Annotated in this window: 12 protein-coding genes and 1 pseudogene; 7 read left to right on the top strand and 6 right to left on the bottom strand. The window is 69.3% G+C overall.

Annotated features, from left to right (window positions below; all coding sequences use genetic code 11):
• Positions 1–4: 4 nt before the first annotated feature.
• Together RN607_RS10280 and RN607_RS10275 are read right to left on the bottom strand one after the other, a co-directional pair.
• Positions 5–586 (bottom strand): hypothetical protein, encoded by a 582-nt coding sequence (locus tag RN607_RS10280; protein WP_313542434.1) that lies wholly within the window; start codon positions 584–586, stop codon positions 5–7.
• Between the two features lie 102 nt (positions 587–688).
• Positions 689–802 (bottom strand): annotated as a pseudogene (locus RN607_RS10275) (GNAT family N-acetyltransferase); the annotation flags it as partial.
• Positions 803–1060: 258 nt separating this feature from the next.
• Between RN607_RS10275 and RN607_RS10270 the strand changes: the two are divergent.
• From RN607_RS10270 to RN607_RS10240, 7 genes are all read left to right on the top strand, one after another.
• Positions 1061–2047, top strand: coding sequence for a LacI family DNA-binding transcriptional regulator (locus tag RN607_RS10270; RefSeq protein WP_313542432.1), 987 nt, complete (start codon positions 1061–1063; stop codon positions 2045–2047).
• A gap of 51 nt (positions 2048–2098) precedes the next feature.
• Positions 2099–3370 carry a sugar ABC transporter substrate-binding protein gene (locus RN607_RS10265; RefSeq protein ID WP_313542430.1) on the top strand — a complete coding sequence of 424 codons (1272 nt, stop codon included), beginning with the start codon at positions 2099–2101 and terminating at the stop codon, positions 3368–3370.
• A 101-nt stretch (positions 3371–3471) separates the two neighbouring features.
• Positions 3472–4434: a carbohydrate ABC transporter permease gene (locus RN607_RS10260; protein WP_313542427.1), complete on the top strand. Its 963-nt coding sequence runs from the start codon at positions 3472–3474 to the stop codon at positions 4432–4434.
• A 1-nt stretch (position 4435) separates the two neighbouring features.
• Positions 4436–5272, top strand: a complete 837-nt coding sequence (locus tag RN607_RS10255) for a carbohydrate ABC transporter permease (protein WP_313496883.1) — start codon at positions 4436–4438, stop codon at positions 5270–5272.
• A 3-nt stretch (positions 5273–5275) separates the two neighbouring features.
• Complete coding sequence (locus tag RN607_RS10250) at positions 5276–7234, top strand: glycoside hydrolase family 127 protein (protein WP_313496882.1); 1959 nt, start codon at positions 5276–5278, stop codon at positions 7232–7234.
• Between the two features lie 14 nt (positions 7235–7248).
• A complete protein-coding gene (locus tag RN607_RS10245; RefSeq protein WP_313496880.1) occupies positions 7249–9294 on the top strand; it encodes a glycoside hydrolase family 31 protein in 2046 nt (681 codons plus the stop codon).
• 345 nt (positions 9295–9639) lie between these two features.
• Positions 9640–10746 carry a WD40 repeat domain-containing protein gene (locus RN607_RS10240; RefSeq protein ID WP_313496878.1) on the top strand — a complete coding sequence of 369 codons (1107 nt, stop codon included), beginning with the start codon at positions 9640–9642 and terminating at the stop codon, positions 10744–10746.
• A 150-nt stretch (positions 10747–10896) separates the two neighbouring features.
• Here RN607_RS10240 and hutI read toward each other — a convergent pair whose 3' ends face one another.
• The 4 genes from hutI to hutU are packed head-to-tail and all read right to left on the bottom strand — an operon-like array spanning position 10897 to position 16388.
• Positions 10897–12093: an imidazolonepropionase gene (gene hutI, locus RN607_RS10235; protein WP_313496876.1), complete on the bottom strand. Its 1197-nt coding sequence runs from the start codon at positions 12091–12093 to the stop codon at positions 10897–10899.
• Positions 12083–13402, bottom strand: coding sequence for a formimidoylglutamate deiminase (locus RN607_RS10230; RefSeq protein ID WP_313542425.1), 1320 nt, complete (start codon positions 13400–13402; stop codon positions 12083–12085). The genes hutI and RN607_RS10230 overlap by 11 nt, the downstream gene beginning before the upstream one ends.
• Complete coding sequence (locus RN607_RS10225) at positions 13399–14703, bottom strand: allantoate amidohydrolase (RefSeq protein WP_313496872.1); 1305 nt, start codon at positions 14701–14703, stop codon at positions 13399–13401. The genes RN607_RS10230 and RN607_RS10225 overlap by 4 nt, the downstream gene beginning before the upstream one ends.
• Positions 14700–16388, bottom strand: coding sequence for a urocanate hydratase (gene hutU, locus RN607_RS10220; protein WP_313496870.1), 1689 nt, complete (start codon positions 16386–16388; stop codon positions 14700–14702). The genes RN607_RS10225 and hutU overlap by 4 nt, the downstream gene beginning before the upstream one ends.
• Positions 16389–16467: the final 79 nt, after the last annotated feature.

Here is a 16467-nt window from a genome sequence, read left to right as displayed (position 1 = left end):
GGCGTCAACCGCAGGTCCAGGACAGTGTGGCCTGCAGCTGGTCGTTGTCGGCGACGATGCTCCCGGACAGGTCAGAGCCGATGCTTCCGTAGGCGACGAGAGGGGTCGACGTGGTCTGCCCACCGGCGGTGACCGTGAGCGACCCGGCGAAGGTGTAGTCGCCTGCGCCGGTGTAGCGCGCGGCCGTCAGGTCGAACGCGATCGCCGCGTTGTCCCCGCCGGCATCCGTCGATGCGGAGTAGATGCGGCCGTCGACGGCACAGTCCACGGTCGCCGCAACTGTGAGCGTCGCGGCGCGCGGCACGGTCATCGTGAAGCTGACCGAGCCGTCACCGCTCGGTGCGTTCGTGCGCACCTGAGCAGCCACGGCGCTCGCGGACACACTGGGGTGGGGTGTGGCCGACGCCTGTGCCGCCACCGAGGCCAGCGGGCCCGGCGTCGCCGCTGCCGACGCGACGGCCGACGCTGCGGCATGCGCGGCGCTCGAGGCGGCGTCCCCGGCCTCGTCCCTCAGGCTGCCGACACCGCCGCATCCGGCGAGCGTGAGCGTGCCGATCAGCGCGATCGCGATGACGTGGATCCTCATGTGATGCCCTCCCTGTGGGGGAGTGTGCCAGGCTCGAGGTGCGCGCGGCAGGGGGTGCCGCGAAACTTCATCAGATCTCCATGCGGCGCTGCCGCCGATGGGTCAGTCCGCGCGGCGACGCTCCACCAGGACGGTGTCGCACCACTGCCCTTCCCAGGGGCAGTAGCCCATCAGGGCGATCCGTTCGCGTCGTCCGACGCACCGGAACCCTGCACGCCCCGCCTACAGGCGGTCGCCGGGGGTTCACACTCATGAATATCAGGGGCGATAGCGGAATCCAGATGTGTGCTCCGGGGTCCGCGAACCATCGCCGGTGCATCACGATTCGGTAACGGCGCCGGATTGCGGTTGCAGCGTCGAATCCATTCGACATAGAGTCGTCGACGTTGAATCGAATGGATTCGACGATTGTCGACAGCAAGGGAGCTGAGGCGAACAGTGGTCACCATCGGAGATGTGGCGAAGGCTGCGGGCGTGTCCCGCAGCACCGCGTCGTACGCCCTCAGCGGCAAGCGACCCATCTCCCCGGAGGTCACCGATCGGGTGCTCGCCGCAGTCGAGCAGCTCGGCTACACGCCCAACGCCGGAGCCCGTGCGCTCCGCACCTCGCAGACCCAGGTGCTCGCCCTGTTCGCACGCTTCGTCGAGGACGAGTTCGCCCCCGCCATGCTCGAGTACATCAAGGGCGTCACCGATACCGCGCGGGAGCTCGGCTACGACACCCTCCTCGTGTCCGACGAGGACGGCCCCGGAGCGATCCGCCGCCTCTCGGGCTCCCAGATGGTCGACGGCTTCGTGCTCCTCAACGTGGCCGAGGAGGACGACAGGCTCGAGCCCCTCCGCTCCGTCCACCGCCCCGGCACGCTCGTCGGCCTCCCGGGCGACACTCACGGCGTCGACGTGTTCGACCTGGACTTCGAGGCCTCCGGTCGCCTCATGGTGGAGCACATGCACGGGCTCGGCCACCGGGAGATGATCCTCGTCTCCCAGCCCGAGGACGTCGTCCGCCGCGGCGGCGCCTACGTGTGGAGGCTCGCCGACACGGCCAAGGCCAAGGCCGATGAGCTCGGCGTCGACCTGCACCACTACTTCGCCGCATCCAGCCAGCCCGGCATCGGCGAGGACCTGCACCGGTTCCTCGACGCCCACCCGCATGCGACGGCGTTGTTGCTGAACAACGAGGGAGCGGCTGCGGCCCTCCCCGCCGTCCTGCAGGAGCGAGGCCTGTCCGTCCCCCACGACCTGTCGGTCATCGGCCGGTACTCGGACGTCTTCGCCCGCACCTTCTCACTTCCGTTCTCGGCGATCGACAGCGCCGCAGACCGGCTCGGTAGGCACGCTGTCCAGCAGCTGGTCGACCGCATCGAGGGCCGCATCGACGCGGCAGCGCCTCACACTGTCGAGCTGATCGCCCCGGAGATTCACGACCGGGGCTCCATGGCGGCACCGCCAGCCGTCTGACGGGGCACGCAGCTCCCGCATCCCCAGCGGGTCAACGTTCAAGGAGGAACGATGAAGTACAACCACAAGCGATCCACGGTCGTGCTCGCGACCGCCGCCATCGCAGTCGGCGCGCTCGCCGGCTGCTCATCCGGCAGTGGCGACGACGCCTCCGCTTCCGGCTCGGGCGCCGCCGCGGGCGGCACCTACACCTGGTGGGACCCGTACCCCCAGCACACGGAGGGCTCGGATTGGGCCAACCGCGTGCAGCAGTGCGGCGACGAGGCGGGCGTGACCATCCAGCGCACCGCGTACGACACGACCGCGCTCACCAACCAGCTGCTGCTGTCCGCGCAGGAGGGTACCTCGCCCGACATCGCGCTGCTCGACAACCCAGCCGTGTCGACGCTCGCGTCGACCGGCGCGCTCACCACCACCGATGAGCTGGGCCTCGACACCTCCGCGATCGATTCGAACCTCCTCGCAGCAGGTGTGCTCGACGGCGACACCTACGGCATCCCGATCGGCGCGAACACCCTGGCGCTCTACTACAACAAGGACATCCTCGACGCGGCAGGCGTCGACCCCGCATCGATCACCGACTGGGACTCCCTGAACGCGGCGCTCGCCAAGATCGCGGACACCGGTAACAAGGCGATCACGTTCGCCGGTGTCGGCACCGAGGAGGGCTCGTTCCAGTTCCTGCCGTGGTTCTGGGGCGCAGGAGCGGACCTCACCGAGCTCAACTCGCCTGCGGCCGTCGAGGCCCTCCAGCTGTGGGTCGACTGGCTGAACGAGGGCTACGCCCCCCAGTCCGCCATCCAGAACTCTCAGAACACCGCCTGGGAGGAGTTCCTGGACGGCAAGACCGGCTTCGTCGAGAACGGCACCTGGCAGGTCAACGCCGCCATGGCAGCCGACTTCAACACCGGGTTCATCACGCTGCCCGCCATCGACGGCGGGGCTGCTCCAGCTCCCACCGGCGGCGAGTTCATCATCGCGCCCGTGCAGTCCGACACCTCGCGCTACGACGTGACCCGTCAGATCGTCGAGTGCATGACCACCACCGACGGGTTCGTCCAGACGGCCGACACCTTCGCGTACTACATCCCGCCGACGGCCGAGGCGCAGGCCGCATTCCTCGACGAGCACCCCGAGCTGCAGGTCTGGGTGGACGCGGTGAAGGCCGCCAAGGGTCGCACCAGCGACAACCTCGGCACCGACTACCCGCTGATCTCCGAGCAGCTCTGGACCGCAGTCCAGGCTGCGATGTCCGGCGCGATGTCCGCGCAGGACGCCCTCGACGCGGCCCAGGACGCCGCCGTCGCAGCCACCGGCGAGTGACGCTCGGCTGACCGACGGGTGCGGGGCACCTCTCCAGCCCCGCACCCGTTCCCGCCGGAACCGCACCACACGCACCACATCAGCAGCATCGAGGTACACGCATGACCACCACAGCCCTGGCTGCCGTCGCCGAGACAGAGGAGCGGGCACCCAGCCCGCGTCGGCGCCGCGCCTGGCAGCGCACCATCCACGGCTCCCCCTGGACGGCCGTAGGATTCGCGGCCCCGCTCGTGATCTACCTGATCGCGTTCTACGCATACCCGCTCATGAGGAGCGTGGACCTCTCCGTCCACGACTACAACGTGCGGGCGTTCGTGCAGGGCAACGCAGAGTTCGTGGGCCTCCAGAACTACGTCGACGTCATCACGTCCAACCTGTTCAAGCCGGCACTGTGGAACACCTTGGTGTTCGTCGGCCTGTCGATCATCTTCCAGTACGCGATCGGGCTCGCCCTCGCCGTCTTCTTTCGCCACAACTTCCGCCTCTCCGGCGTGCTGCGCGCGCTCTTCCTGGTGCCGTGGCTCCTCCCGCTCATCGTCTCCGCCTCGACGTGGGCGTGGATGATGAACTCCGACTCGGGTGTCGTCAACGCATTCCTCGTCGCCGTCGGAGCGGACCCCATCAACTGGCTCACGTCGCCCGAATGGTCGCTCACCGCGGTCATCATCGCGAACATCTGGCTCGGGATCCCGTTCAACCTGGTGATCCTCTACTCGGGCCTGCAGAACATCCCCGGTGACGTCTACGAGGCGGCGTCCCTGGACGGCGCGGGTGCGTGGAAGACGTTCTGGCGCGTCACGTTCCCGCTGCTGCGCCCCGTGTCCGCCATCACGATCCTGCTCGGGCTCGTGTACACGCTCAAGGTCGTCGACATCATCTGGATCATGACCAAGGGCGGACCGGCGAACAGCTCGCTGATCCTCTCCGTCTGGTCGTACCGCGAGGCCTTCGGCACCGGTCAGCCGGCATTCTCGCCTGCCTCCGCGATCGGAAACCTGCTCATCCTGATCGCCCTGGTGTTCGGCCTCTTCTACGTCCGCCTGCAGAGCCGAGAGGAGCACTGACATGGCCCGCACCGCCGTCTCGAAGAAGCGTTCCACCTGGTGGAAGACCGCATTGGGAGTCTTCTTCACTGCCGTGATGCTGTTCCCGGTGTACTGGATGGTGAACGTCTCGTTCACGCAGCGCAGCGACCTGCGCGCCAACCCCCCGCACCTGTTCCCCACGAACCCGACCCTCGAGGGCTACCAGGCCGTCGCCGAGCAGCAGCTCCCCGCGCTCGGGGTGAGCCTTGTCGTGGGGCTCGGCTGCGTCATCCTCACCATCGCCCTGGCGGCACCCGCCGCGTACGCCATCGCGCTGCTGAAGATGCGCGGTGGGAAGACCCTCAACTTCATCCTCCTCGTCGCGCAGATGATCCCCGCCGTCGTGATGTCCATGGGCTTCTACGCGATCTACGTCCGCCTGGGCCTCCTCAACTCCCTGCCCGGCCTGATCCTCGCAGACTCCACGGTCGCCGTGCCGTTCGGCGTGCTGCTCTTCACTGCCTTCATGAGCGGCATCCCGCGTGAGCTGCTGCAGGCTGCGAGGGTCGATGGCGCCGGTGCGTGGCGCACCTTCCGCTCGGTCGTGATGCCCATCAGCCGGAACTCCGCCATCACGGTCGCGCTCTTCGCGTTCCTGTGGGCGTGGTCGGACTTCATCTTCGCGTCGACGCTCGCGCGCAACGCGGAATTCGTCCCCGTCACCCTCTCCATCTACGCCTACATCGGCAACAACACCACCCAGTGGAACGCGATCATGGCCACCGCCGTCGTCGCGTCGGTGCCCGCAGCCGTGCTCCTGGTCTTCGCACAGAGGTACGTTGCCGCGGGTGTCACCGCGGGTGCAGTGAAGGACTAGAACATGACCTTCTCAACACCGGCTCCGATCGTCGTCGCCGGCCAGCCCGCTGCGTCCTCCGCGTGCCCCGTCGTCCCTGCCAAGGGCGCCAGACGTGGCGTCGGGATCCGGGACGTCTCGTGGAGTCCGCAAGGGTTCTGGGGCCGCCGCCAGCGCGTCAACGCGCAGGCCACGATCGCGCACTGCGAGTCGTGGATGGAGCGGCTCGGGTGGCTGGAGAACTTCGACCGTGTCGCACGCGGCGCGGAGACCACCGAACGGGCCGGCTGGCAGTTCTCGGACTCCGAGGTCTACAAGATGCTCGAGGGCATCGCGTGGGAGCTTGGACGGGCCGACGATGCCGAGCTCCGCGCCCGCTACGAGGCACTCGTCGCACGGGTCGCCGCAGCACAGGACGATGACGGATACCTCAGCACGGCCTTCGGGCACCCCGGGCTGCCACCGCGATACTCCGACATGTCCATGGGGCATGAGCTGTACAACGTCGGACATCTCCTCCAGGCCGCGGTGGCGAGGCTGCGCACCGGGCACGACGACCTGCTGGTCGCTGTCGCCCGGCGCGCAGCCGATCATGTGTGCCGCGAGTTCGGGCCCGGCTCACGCGAGTCGCTCTGCGGCCACCCTGAGATCGAGGTGGGACTCGCGGAGCTCTCTCGCGCGACGGGGGAGCAGCGCTATCTGGAGCAGGCAAGGATCTTCCTCGACCGTCGCGGACACGGCGTCCTTCCTGTGCGTCCGTTGCTGTCAGCCGAGTACTTCCAGGACGACACCCCCATCCGGGAGGCGACCGCGTTCAGGGGCCACGCCGTCCGTGCGCTGTACCTCGCGTCGGGGGCGGTGGACGTCGCCGTCGACTCGGAAGACGCGGAACTGCTCGGCACGCTCGAGGCCCAGTGGGCTCGCACCGTCGAGCGTCGCACGTATCTGACGGGCGGGATGGGCTCACGGCATCAGGACGAGGGCTTCGGCGAGGACTGGGAGCTGCCGCCGGATCGTGCCTATTGCGAGACGTGCGCGGGCGTCGCGTCGACGATGCTCGCGTGGCGGCTGCTGCTCGCCACTGGTGATCCGCGGTACGCGGACCTGATGGAACGCACCCTGTACAACGTGGTGGCCGCCGCGCCCGACGAGGATGGCACCGCGTTCTTCTATGCGAACCCGCTCCACGTGCGCGTCGCCGGCGGAGAGTACTCGGGTGGGGGTGTGAATCACCGTGCCGAAGGCGGCGTGCGCGCACCGTGGTTCGATGTGTCGTGCTGCCCCACGAACGTCGCCCGGACCTTCGCGTCGCTTCACACCTACTCCGCGTACGCCGAAGGCGACGTCGTGTCCCTCGTGCTCTATGAGGCTGGCGAGTGGAACATAGCGGTCGATGGTGGGCGCCTCGGCTTCCATGTCGAGACGCGGTACCCGGACGACGGGACGGTGCGGGTCGTCATCGATGAGGCACCCCCGACTGGAGCCGGCCTGCGGCTCCGTATCCCGTCGTGGTCGCGTGGCGCCGTTGCCGCCGGCCCGCGCGGCGAGGCGACGCCCGAGCCTGGCTGGTGGGATGCGGGTGCCGTGAGCGTCGGGGACGTGGTGACGCTGTCCCTGGACGTGGCGCCCCGTCTCACATGGCCGGACCGCCGCATCGACGCGATGCGCGGCACCGTGGCAGTCGAGCGTGGCCCCTTGGTGCTGTGCCTCGAATCGACCGATCTACCGGAGGGGGCGAGCTTCGAGGACGCCTCGATCCTCGCGTCCGAGCCCGTGCTGGCCGAGGCGGACGGCGCCTCGGTGACGCTGCGTCTGGGTGACGGAACGGTCGCCTCCGGCGGCCTTCCTGCCTACGGCAGCGCCCCTTCCGTCGCCGCCACGACGACCACCGCCCAGGTGCCGCTGGTGCCCTACCACCGGTGGGGTGAGCGCCTGCCGTCGCAGATGCGGGTGATGCTGCCTGTCGCTGGCCAGAACTCGTGAGGGGTCTTCTTCCCATGACGCACAGCTTCGAGATCAGGCCTGACGGAGTCGTCTGGCGAGGCGACGGCGAGACGGTCTACGTCCAGGCATGGGGCGCCGACAGCCTGCGCACGCGTTCTACCCGCGCAGGGGAGCTCGTCGACACGGACTACGCGCTCCTTCCGCCCTCGTCCACCGCGCCGACGGTGACGGTCGAGGGGGACGTGGCCCGGGTGGTGAACGGCCGGATCGTCGCGACGCTCACCGCGTGCGCTTTCCTGGACGTCCAGGCCGGCTATCCGGTCCACCAGTGCCGCATCGACTACACGGACACGGACGGCACCGTGCTGCTCCGCGAGCTCGAGACGGGCGGCTCGCTGAAGTACGAGGCGCGACACCTCCGTGGCATCCCCGGAGGTGCGCACAGGATCACCGCGTCGTTCGAGGCGAACGACGGTGAGCGGCTGTACGGCATGGGGCAGTACCAGCAGGCGCTCATGGACCTCAAGGGTGCGACGCTCGAACTGGCCCACCGCAACTCGCAGGCGAGCGTGCCGTTCGTCCTGTCCAGCCGCGGCTACGGACTCCTGTGGCACAACCCCGCGATCGGACGGGCCACGTTCGCAGCCAACAGGAGCGAATGGACCGCCGAGTCGGCGCTCCAGCTCGACTACTGGATCACCGCCGGAGCGACGCCCGCCGCGATCACCGCGGCTTACGCCGATGCGACCGGCCATGTGCCGATGATGCCGGAGCACGGGCTCGGGTATTGGCAGTGCAAGCTCCGCTACTGGAACCAGGAACAGCTGCTCGACGTCGCGCGCGAGCACAAGCGGCGCGGCCTGCCTATGGATGTGATCGTCGCCGACTTCTTCCACTGGCCCACGATGGGCGACTTCCGGTTCGAGGAGGAGTTCTGGCCTGACCCTCAGGCGATGGTCGACGAGCTGTGTTCGCTCGGCATCGAGCTCATGGTGTCCGTGTGGCCGCAGATCTCCGTGCACTCGGAGAACTTCGACGAACTCGCGCGCATGAACGCCCTGGTCCGCGTGGAGCGGGGCGCGAACATCCAGATGTCCTTCGAGGAGCCGAGCGCGTTCCTCGACGCTACGAACCCGGCCGCGCGCGACAAGGTCTGGGAGATCTGCAAGCGCAACTACGCCGACCTGGGCATCAAGCTGTTCTGGCTCGACGAGGCGGAGCCCGAGTACGCGGTGTACGACTTCGACCAGCAGCGCTACCACCAGGGTCCGGCCGTGCAGGTGGCGAACATCTATCCGCAGGCCTACTCGCGCGCCTTCTATGAAGGACAGATGGCCTCGGGTCAGACGGACGTCGTCAACCTGGTGCGCTGCGCGTGGGCGGGAAGCCAGCGCTACGGAGCGCTCGCCTGGTCCGGCGACATCCACTCCACGTGGACGGACCTGCGCCGCCAGATCACCGCCGCGATCCATATGGGCATCGCGGGCATCCCGTGGTTCACCACAGACATCGGCGGCTTTCACGACGGCCACATCGAGGACCCCGAGTTCCACGAGCTCCTGATCCGTTGGTTCCAGTTCGCGACGTTCTGTCCGGTGATGCGCATGCACGGCGACCGCAAGCCGGTGGAGCGCGTGACCACGGCCGACGGCGAACGTCGGCTTGAGAGCGGTGCACCGAACGAGCTGTGGAGCTTCGGCGACCAGGTTTACGACGTGCTCGCCTCGTACGTGCACCTGCGCGAGGAACTGCGGCCCTACCTTCGGCAGACGATGCGGGACGCGCATGAGCACGGCCAGCCCGTGCTGCGCGCCATGTTCCACGAGTTCCCCGACGACGCGCGGTGCTGGACCCTGAAGGATCAGTTCATGCTGGGCGGCGAGCTGGTGGTGGCACCCGTGGTGGACCCCGGTGCGCGCGCCCGGAAGGTCTACCTTCCCGCCGGCGTCGAGTGGCACGGCATGCACGACGGGTCCATACATGCGGGCGGTGAGTGGATCGAGACCGCGGCTCCGCTCGACGTGATCCCGGTCTACTCGCGGGGACGGGCCGGCTCGGCGTCGGTCAGCCTGCCTGGTATGCCTCGGCCGGCTCAGTAGCGCGCGACGAATGGGCTGAGCAACGCCGCTACCTCGGACTCGACGCCCTCGCCGCAGCACGTCGCGTCGGCGAACCCGACACCGAGGAGGTGATCGAACCCGACCTCCGCGCTCTCACCGCCTGACACACAAGCATCGAAGGATCACGAATCAGATACACCACGTCTAAGGACTTGACCGCCCAAGCCGGTGGATTGACCACTGGTCGGTTTGGCGGCAAGTGCGTCGCCCCGTGAGATTGCAGAGCCGGCAACTTCTCCCTTGTCGGTGCGGGGCAGATGTGGTCCGGCCATACTTCAAGACATCGAGGTCAACGCTGACGGGCATGGGGGAAAGATGAAAGGCATGGCTCGCTGGAGTCCGACCTTGGGTGAAGGCTCCTTGTGGCCTTCGGATGCGCCGGTGGTGGCGTTGTTCGGTTTGGGGCAACGCACCTTGTTGGGCTTCCAGTACGAGGGCTGGAGTCTCGGTGCGAAGCAGACGGGCCAGATGGCTCTGCCGGCGGACTTCGACGCGGGTGAGCAGATCGCCATCGTTCCTGGTGGGCGAGCGATTCTCGTGAATCGACGAGTGGCTGTCCCTGCAGCTGAGGTGCGGAAGGGTGTGCCATGGTCCACTACGGAGGGCGTCTATCGGGTCGACGTGTCCACAGGTGAGGTCGACAGAGTGGGATTTGAGCCCCGCATAGCGGCGGCTCAGGCCTCGGCATACTTCGGTGGTTCTCCCGACGGGGAGCATGTCGCGATCATCGAACTCTGGACCTCGGCGACCGAACCATGGCCGGATACCTCCGGCATGCCGCCGGAGGAAGCCAATGCGTTGGAAAGCGCACATCACCGGCACGTCATTCGCAGCGTACGTACCTCGATCTGGATCGCTACATTCGATGGCCAGGTTCCTCGCGAGATCTACACGTACGGACATGAACGAGTCCTGTCGGTTACTGGCGGCCGACCCACTTTCGACGAAGCGACCGTTCCGGTGCAGTGGTCGCCCGACGGGCGGCTGCTGGCGGTCGAGGTTCGAGGCCCCGAAGGTGAGTTCGACGTGAACGGGGTGCGAGTCCTGGACGTGGCCACGGGCCACACGGTCGCCTCGTATCCCGGCGCGTACCTGTCGGGCACCGCATCATGGGGGCCTGACTCGGATCGTCTGCTCCTTGGCGGGCATACGACTCATCCGCCACGGCCGCTCTCATGGATCCAGGGGCTCGACGGAACCAGGCATGAGATCGAGATGTTCCCCAAGCCGAACTCGATGGGGTTCCGCAGGCTGCGGCCGCTCGGCCTTGCAGACAACGACCACCTGTTGACCGCTCAAGGGCTGGGCAAACGCGCCACAGTCCTGCGCACCAACATCGCGACAGGCGAGCACGAAGCGCTGTTCTCCGTGACTGGCAGCGACCCGATCAACCCCGTCATCGCACAGATGCCACCCGAGACCTGGTTGTAGTCCCCGGAAGCCCGCAACCGATCCGCCGGAGGGCGATGGTATCCGCGCACCCGGAGTCGGGCGAGCCTCCCGGGCATGCGAGCAGAGGCGGTGGACGTCGTTGCATGCGGGATGAGGACGAGCGAGAATCTGCTGGCCAGGCGCTTCTCTTCAGCCCGCCACGTGCTCCCACCGGGTCGCCACCACGCCGTCGCGCCAGACGCGGCTCACGAGCGGCACGCCCGGCCGGTAGGCCAGGTGCACCGGGTCGGGGGCGTCGAGCAGCACCAGGTCGGCACGGGCGCCGACAGCGATGCGGCCCACGTCGGTCCGGCGCAGCGCTTGCGCCCCACCCAGGGTCGCCGCGCGGATCGCCTCCGACGGCGTCATGCCCATGTCCCGGACCGCCAATGCGATGCAGAACGGCATCGACGTCGTGAAGGAGGAGCCGGGGTTGCAGTCCGACGCGATCGCCCAGGTGACGCTCGCCTCCCGTAGGCGCTCGATGCGTGGATAGGGCTGACGCGTGGAGAACTCGGCGCCCGGCACGAACGTCGCCACTGTGTCGGACGCGGCCAACGCGTCCACGTCCTTGTCCGACAGGAACGTGCAGTGGTCGATGCTCGCCGCCCCCAGCTCGACGCCGAGCCCAGCGGCTCCCGACTGCGTGAGCTGGTTGGCGTGCACACGCAGCCCCAGCCCGGCGTCACGTCCGGCGGCCAGGATGCGCCGCGTCTCCTCGACGTCGAACGCCCCGTCCTCGCAGAACACGTCGATCCACCGCGCCAGGGGGGCAGCCTCAGCGAGCATCGGCCCCGCCACGAGGTCCACGTACTCGGCACGGCGCGACGTCATCTCTGGCGCGACCACGTGCGCACCGAGGAACGTGACCTCGTCGGTGAATCGCCCGGCGACCTCGAGCAGCCGCCGCTCCGTCTTCACGTCGAGCCCGTAGCCGGACTTGATCTCCACGGTGGTGGTGCCTTGGCGCAGGGCTTCGTCCAGCAGGTGCTGGGTGCGTGCCGTGAGCTCGTCGGATGTTGCGGCGCGCGTGGCGGCCACAGTGGAGCGGATCCCGCCGGCGGAGTAGGGCGCTCCGGACATCCGAGCATCGAACTCCGCGGCGCGGTCCCCGCCGAAGACCGCGTGGGTGTGCGAGTCCACGAAGCCCGGGATCATCGCAGCGCCAGCCGCGTCGTACCTGGTATCCGTCTCAGGAGTCTGGGACGACGGGCCGATCCATGCGATCCGTCCATCCTCCACGACCACGGCCGCATCACGGTGGAGGGCCATGAGGCCTGCACCGGTGCCCTCGCGGTCGTCCATCGTGGCCAGGACGCCGATGCCGACGATCGCCTCACTGCCCATGGCCGGCCTCCGCCCTCAGGTAGTTCGCGACGGCCACGGCGCGCAGGTGCGCCGACTCCCGGTGCGTCCCGCGCACCACGGTGCCCAGGACGTCGTCCGCCGATGCGGCCAGCATCAGCTCGTGCGGGTCTGCGCCTACCGTGCGCACAGAGCGCGCATCGAGGATCGCCAGATCGAACGGATGGCCCACGCGCAGCGCCCGTACTGGCGCGCCGAGCGGGCAGAGCGCGATGTGGCCCTGTATGCCGCCCGCCCGCCACAGCTCGTCGGGGGAGAGGACTCCGCGTCGGTGGGCGGCGAGGCGAGCGCCGCCCTCCAGGCGCCGCAGCTCGTCGAAAGGGTCCACGACCACGTTCTGGTCGGACCCGATCGTGAGCCGCGCGCCCGCGTCGCGCAGATCGGCGGCCCGGCCCAGCCCGTCGCCCAGATCCGCCTCCGTGCTGAGACACATGGACACCGCCACGCCCGCACCGCCCAGCATCGTGACGTCGGCATCGGTCAGATGCGTCGCATGGACCACGGTGGTCCTCTCGGACAGCGCCCCCGCGCGCGCCAGCAGCGCCGTGGGCGTCACTCCGGTCGCGGCAAGGCACTCGTCGTTCTCGGCGGTCTGCTCGGACAGGTGCACGTGGAGCGGGACATCCTCGGGCAGGCCCGCGACCGCGTCGGCCAGATGTCCCGGACCCACGGCGCGGACCGAATGGATCGCGGCGCCGAGGACCACCGTCGGGTGAGCGTCGGCGAGGGCCGCGCGCAGCGAACGCCAGCGCTCGTGCGAGCGCGCGACGGTGCCGTCGGTGAAGCGTGCCTGAGCGCCCTCGACCGGGCGGCCCAGGCCTCCCTGGAGGTAGAGCGTGTCGAGGAGCGTGAGCCGGATCCCGGCCGTGTCCGCCGCCTCGGCGAGCGCCAGCTCCATGTCATGCGCCTGATACGGCGTGCCGTCGGGACGGTGGTGCAGGTAGTGGAACTCGCCCACCGCGGAGTAGCCGGCCGCCACCATCTCCGAGTACACGGCCGTCGCGATGAACCGCATCCGATCGGGGTCCAGCGTGCCGGCCTGCGCGTACATCACCTCGCGCCAATGCCAGAAGTCGCCGCCGCCCGAGTTCGTGCGGCCCCGCAGCAGGCGGTGGAATGCGTGGCTGTGCGTGTTCGCGAACGCGGGGACGGCGAGCGCGACAGCGAGATCCGGCGTCGCGGCAGGCGATCCCGTGGACCACGACTGGACGATGCCGTCCGAGTCGAGGTCGATGACGACGTCGGTCAGCTCGCCGTCGGGCAGGACCAGGCGGTCGCAGGCGATCCTCATGCGACCTCCGGCGAGGTCAGCGCGCGCAGCGTATCGGTGAGCGCGGCGACTCCCGCGCGGATGTCGTCGTCCGTCGCGCCCTCGAGCGGCGAGTGGGACACACCGTCGGGATTGCGCACGAACAGCATGGCGGTCGGCAGGTACGCCGCGAGGATGCCCGCATCGTGGCCCGCACCGGTCGGGATGCGCGGCACGTCCCCGAGCGTCGGCCGGAGGGCCGCTCCGATGCGCGCGGTCAGCGCGGCGTCGAACGTCACCCGAGTGCTGAACGACTCCTCGGTGAGGGCCATCTCGCAGCCCTCCGAGTCCGCGGACGTCTCCATCTCGGCGACGATGCGCGCCACGAGCGCGCGCACGTCCTCATCGCGTTCCGCGCGAGCGTCCAGCCACAGCCGCACCTCGGACGCGATGGCGTTCGAACCGCCGGGCACCACCTGCAGCTTGCCGACGGTCGCGCGCCCCTTGGTCGCAGGGTCCGCCAGCAGCGCGTGCGTGCGGGCTGCCTGGATCGCGGTGGCGGCCACGAGCATCGGGTCGTGCCGCGACTCGAGCTCCGTCGCGCCCGCGTGGTCGCCGCGGCCGGTGATCGTGAGCAGCCAGCGTCCGTGCGCCAGGATGCCGGTCGCGAGGCCCACAGGAGCGTCGAGCGGCGCGAGCTGGCATCCCTGCTCGACGTGCAGCTCGACGTACATGGCCAGGTCTGCCAGGCGCGACGGGTCTGCGCCGATCACGGAAGGCTCGTACCCGCCCGCCTCGAGCACGTGCGCGCAACTGGTTCCCGTGGCGTCGGTCAATGCGCGCACACGCTCGGGTGCGAGCTCGCCGCACAGCAGCTGAGATCCCAGGCAGGGGACGCCGAAGCGCGCGCCCTCCTCCTCGGCGAAGTTCGCCACCCGGATCGGGTGCGCGGGTCGGTGACCCTCCGCGATCAGGCGGGAGACGGCCGCGAGCGAGGAGACCACGCCGAGCGGGCCGTCGAGCGGACCGCCGCCGGGGACGGAGTCCAGGTGGCTGCCGGTGCCGACCGCCTTTCCGGAGGCCCCTGGGGGCGCCCAGACGGCCCACTGATTCGCGTTCGCATCGCGTTCGAAGCGCAAACCGAGCGATATTGCCGTCTGGAAGAACCATTCGCGCATCTTCTGGTCCGCATCGTCCAGCAGATGACGGGACCAGCCGCCCCGCGCCTCGTCGCGTCCGATCGGAGCCAGCTCGGCCAGGGCATCGACCGGGTCCAGCACGCCGTCGCGCAGCGCAGGCCGGGTCCGCGAGAGCTCCGTGGCGGTCGGGGATGCGGTCATCATGCGTCCAGCATGGGCACACGGAGGCCCCGCTCGCGAGCGATGTCCCTCGCATGCTCGTAGCCGGCATCCACGTGACGCATGACGCCCGTGCCGGGGTCGTTGACCAGCACGCGCGAGATCTTCTCGGCAGCCAGGTCGGTGCCGTCCGCCACGACCACCTGGCCCGCGTGGATCGAGCGCCCGATCCCCACGCCGCCGCCGTGATGCAGCGACACCCAGGTCGCGCCCGACGCCGTGTTGAGCAGCGCGTTCAGCAGCGGCCAGTCGGCGATCGCGTCCGATCCGTCCTTCATGCCCTCGGTCTCGCGGTACGGGGACGCGACCGAGCCGGAGTCCAGGTGATCCCGCCCGATCACGATCGGAGCGGACAGCTCACCGGAGGCGACCATCTCGTTGAACTTGAGGCCAGCCAGGTGACGCTCCTGGTATCCGAGCCAGCAGATGCGCGCAGGAAGGCCCTCGAAGTGCACCTTCTCGCCTGCAGCCTTGAGCCAGCGATGCAGCGACTCATGCTCAGGGAACAGCTCCATGAGCGCCTTGTCGGTCCTCGCGATGTCGTCCGGGTCTCCAGAGAGCGCCGCCCACCGGAACGGTCCGCGTCCCTCCTCGAACTGCGGGCGGATGTACGCAGGCACGAAGCCGGGAAAGTCGAAGGCCCGCTCGTATCCGCCCAGCTGCGCCTCGGCTCGGATCGAGTTGCCGTAGTCGAAGACGTCGGCGCCTGCGTCCTTGAACCCGACCATCGCCTCCACATGCCGCGCCATCGAGCCGCGGGCGGCGGCGGTGAAGCATTCGGGGTCGAGCGCAGCGCGCTCATGCCACTGCTCCACCGTGAACCCCTCCGGCAGGTAGCTCAGCGGGTCGTGGGCGGACGTCTGGTCGGTGACGATGTCGATCGGCACGCCTCGGCGCAGCAGCTCGGGGAACACCTCGGCGGCGTTGCCGACCACGCCCACCGAGAGCGCGCGTCCCGCGTTCCTCGCTGCGACCGCCTGCGCGATCGCGTCGTCCAGGTCCGTGCCTACCGTGTCGAGGTACCCGTGCGCCACCCGGCGCTCCAGCCTCGCCGCGTCCACGTCCACGATCAGGCAGGCACCCTCGTTGAGGGTGACCGCGAGCGGCTGCGCGCCGCCCATGCCGCCCGCGCCGCCGGTCAGCGTGAGGGTGCCGCGCAGCGAGGCGACGCGCGGGTCTTGGCCGGCGCGCTCCGCACGCTCCCGCGCCACCGCGGCGAACGTCTCGTACGTGCCCTGCAGGATGCCCTGGGTGCCGATGTAGATCCACGAGCCGGCCGTCATCTGGCCGTACATCGTGAGGCCCAGCGCCTCGAGCTGGCGGAACTCGGGCCAGGTGGCCCAGTCGCCCACCAGGTTCGAGTTCGCGATCAGCACCCGCGGCGCCCACTCGTGCGTGCGGAATACGCCCACCGGCTTGCCCGACTGCACCAGCAGCGTCTCGTCGGACTCGAGGTCGCGCAGGGTCGCGACGATCGCGTCGTACGCCTCCCAGCTGCGGGCCGCGCGACCGGTTCCGCCATAGACCACCAGGTCCTCGGGCCGCTCCGCGACCTCCGGGTCCAGGTTGTTCATGAGCATGCGGAGCGGCGCCTCGGTCTGCCACGACTTGGCGGTGAGCTCCGTGCCACGGGCGGCGCGGACGATGCGGGCGGTAGCGGGGGCGGTCATCGTTCCTCCTGGTAGCGGGTGGTGTGAAGGCGGTGCGGCGGTCGTCAGGTGGGGTGGTGGTGACGTGGGGCGGTCGTCA

Origin of the sequence: Demequina capsici (assembly GCF_032102965.1) — a bacterium.
In the GTDB taxonomy this organism is placed as follows: Bacteria; Actinomycetota; Actinomycetes; order Actinomycetales; family Demequinaceae; genus Demequina; species Demequina capsici.
This window is presented reverse-complemented; position numbering and strand designations above follow the sequence as displayed.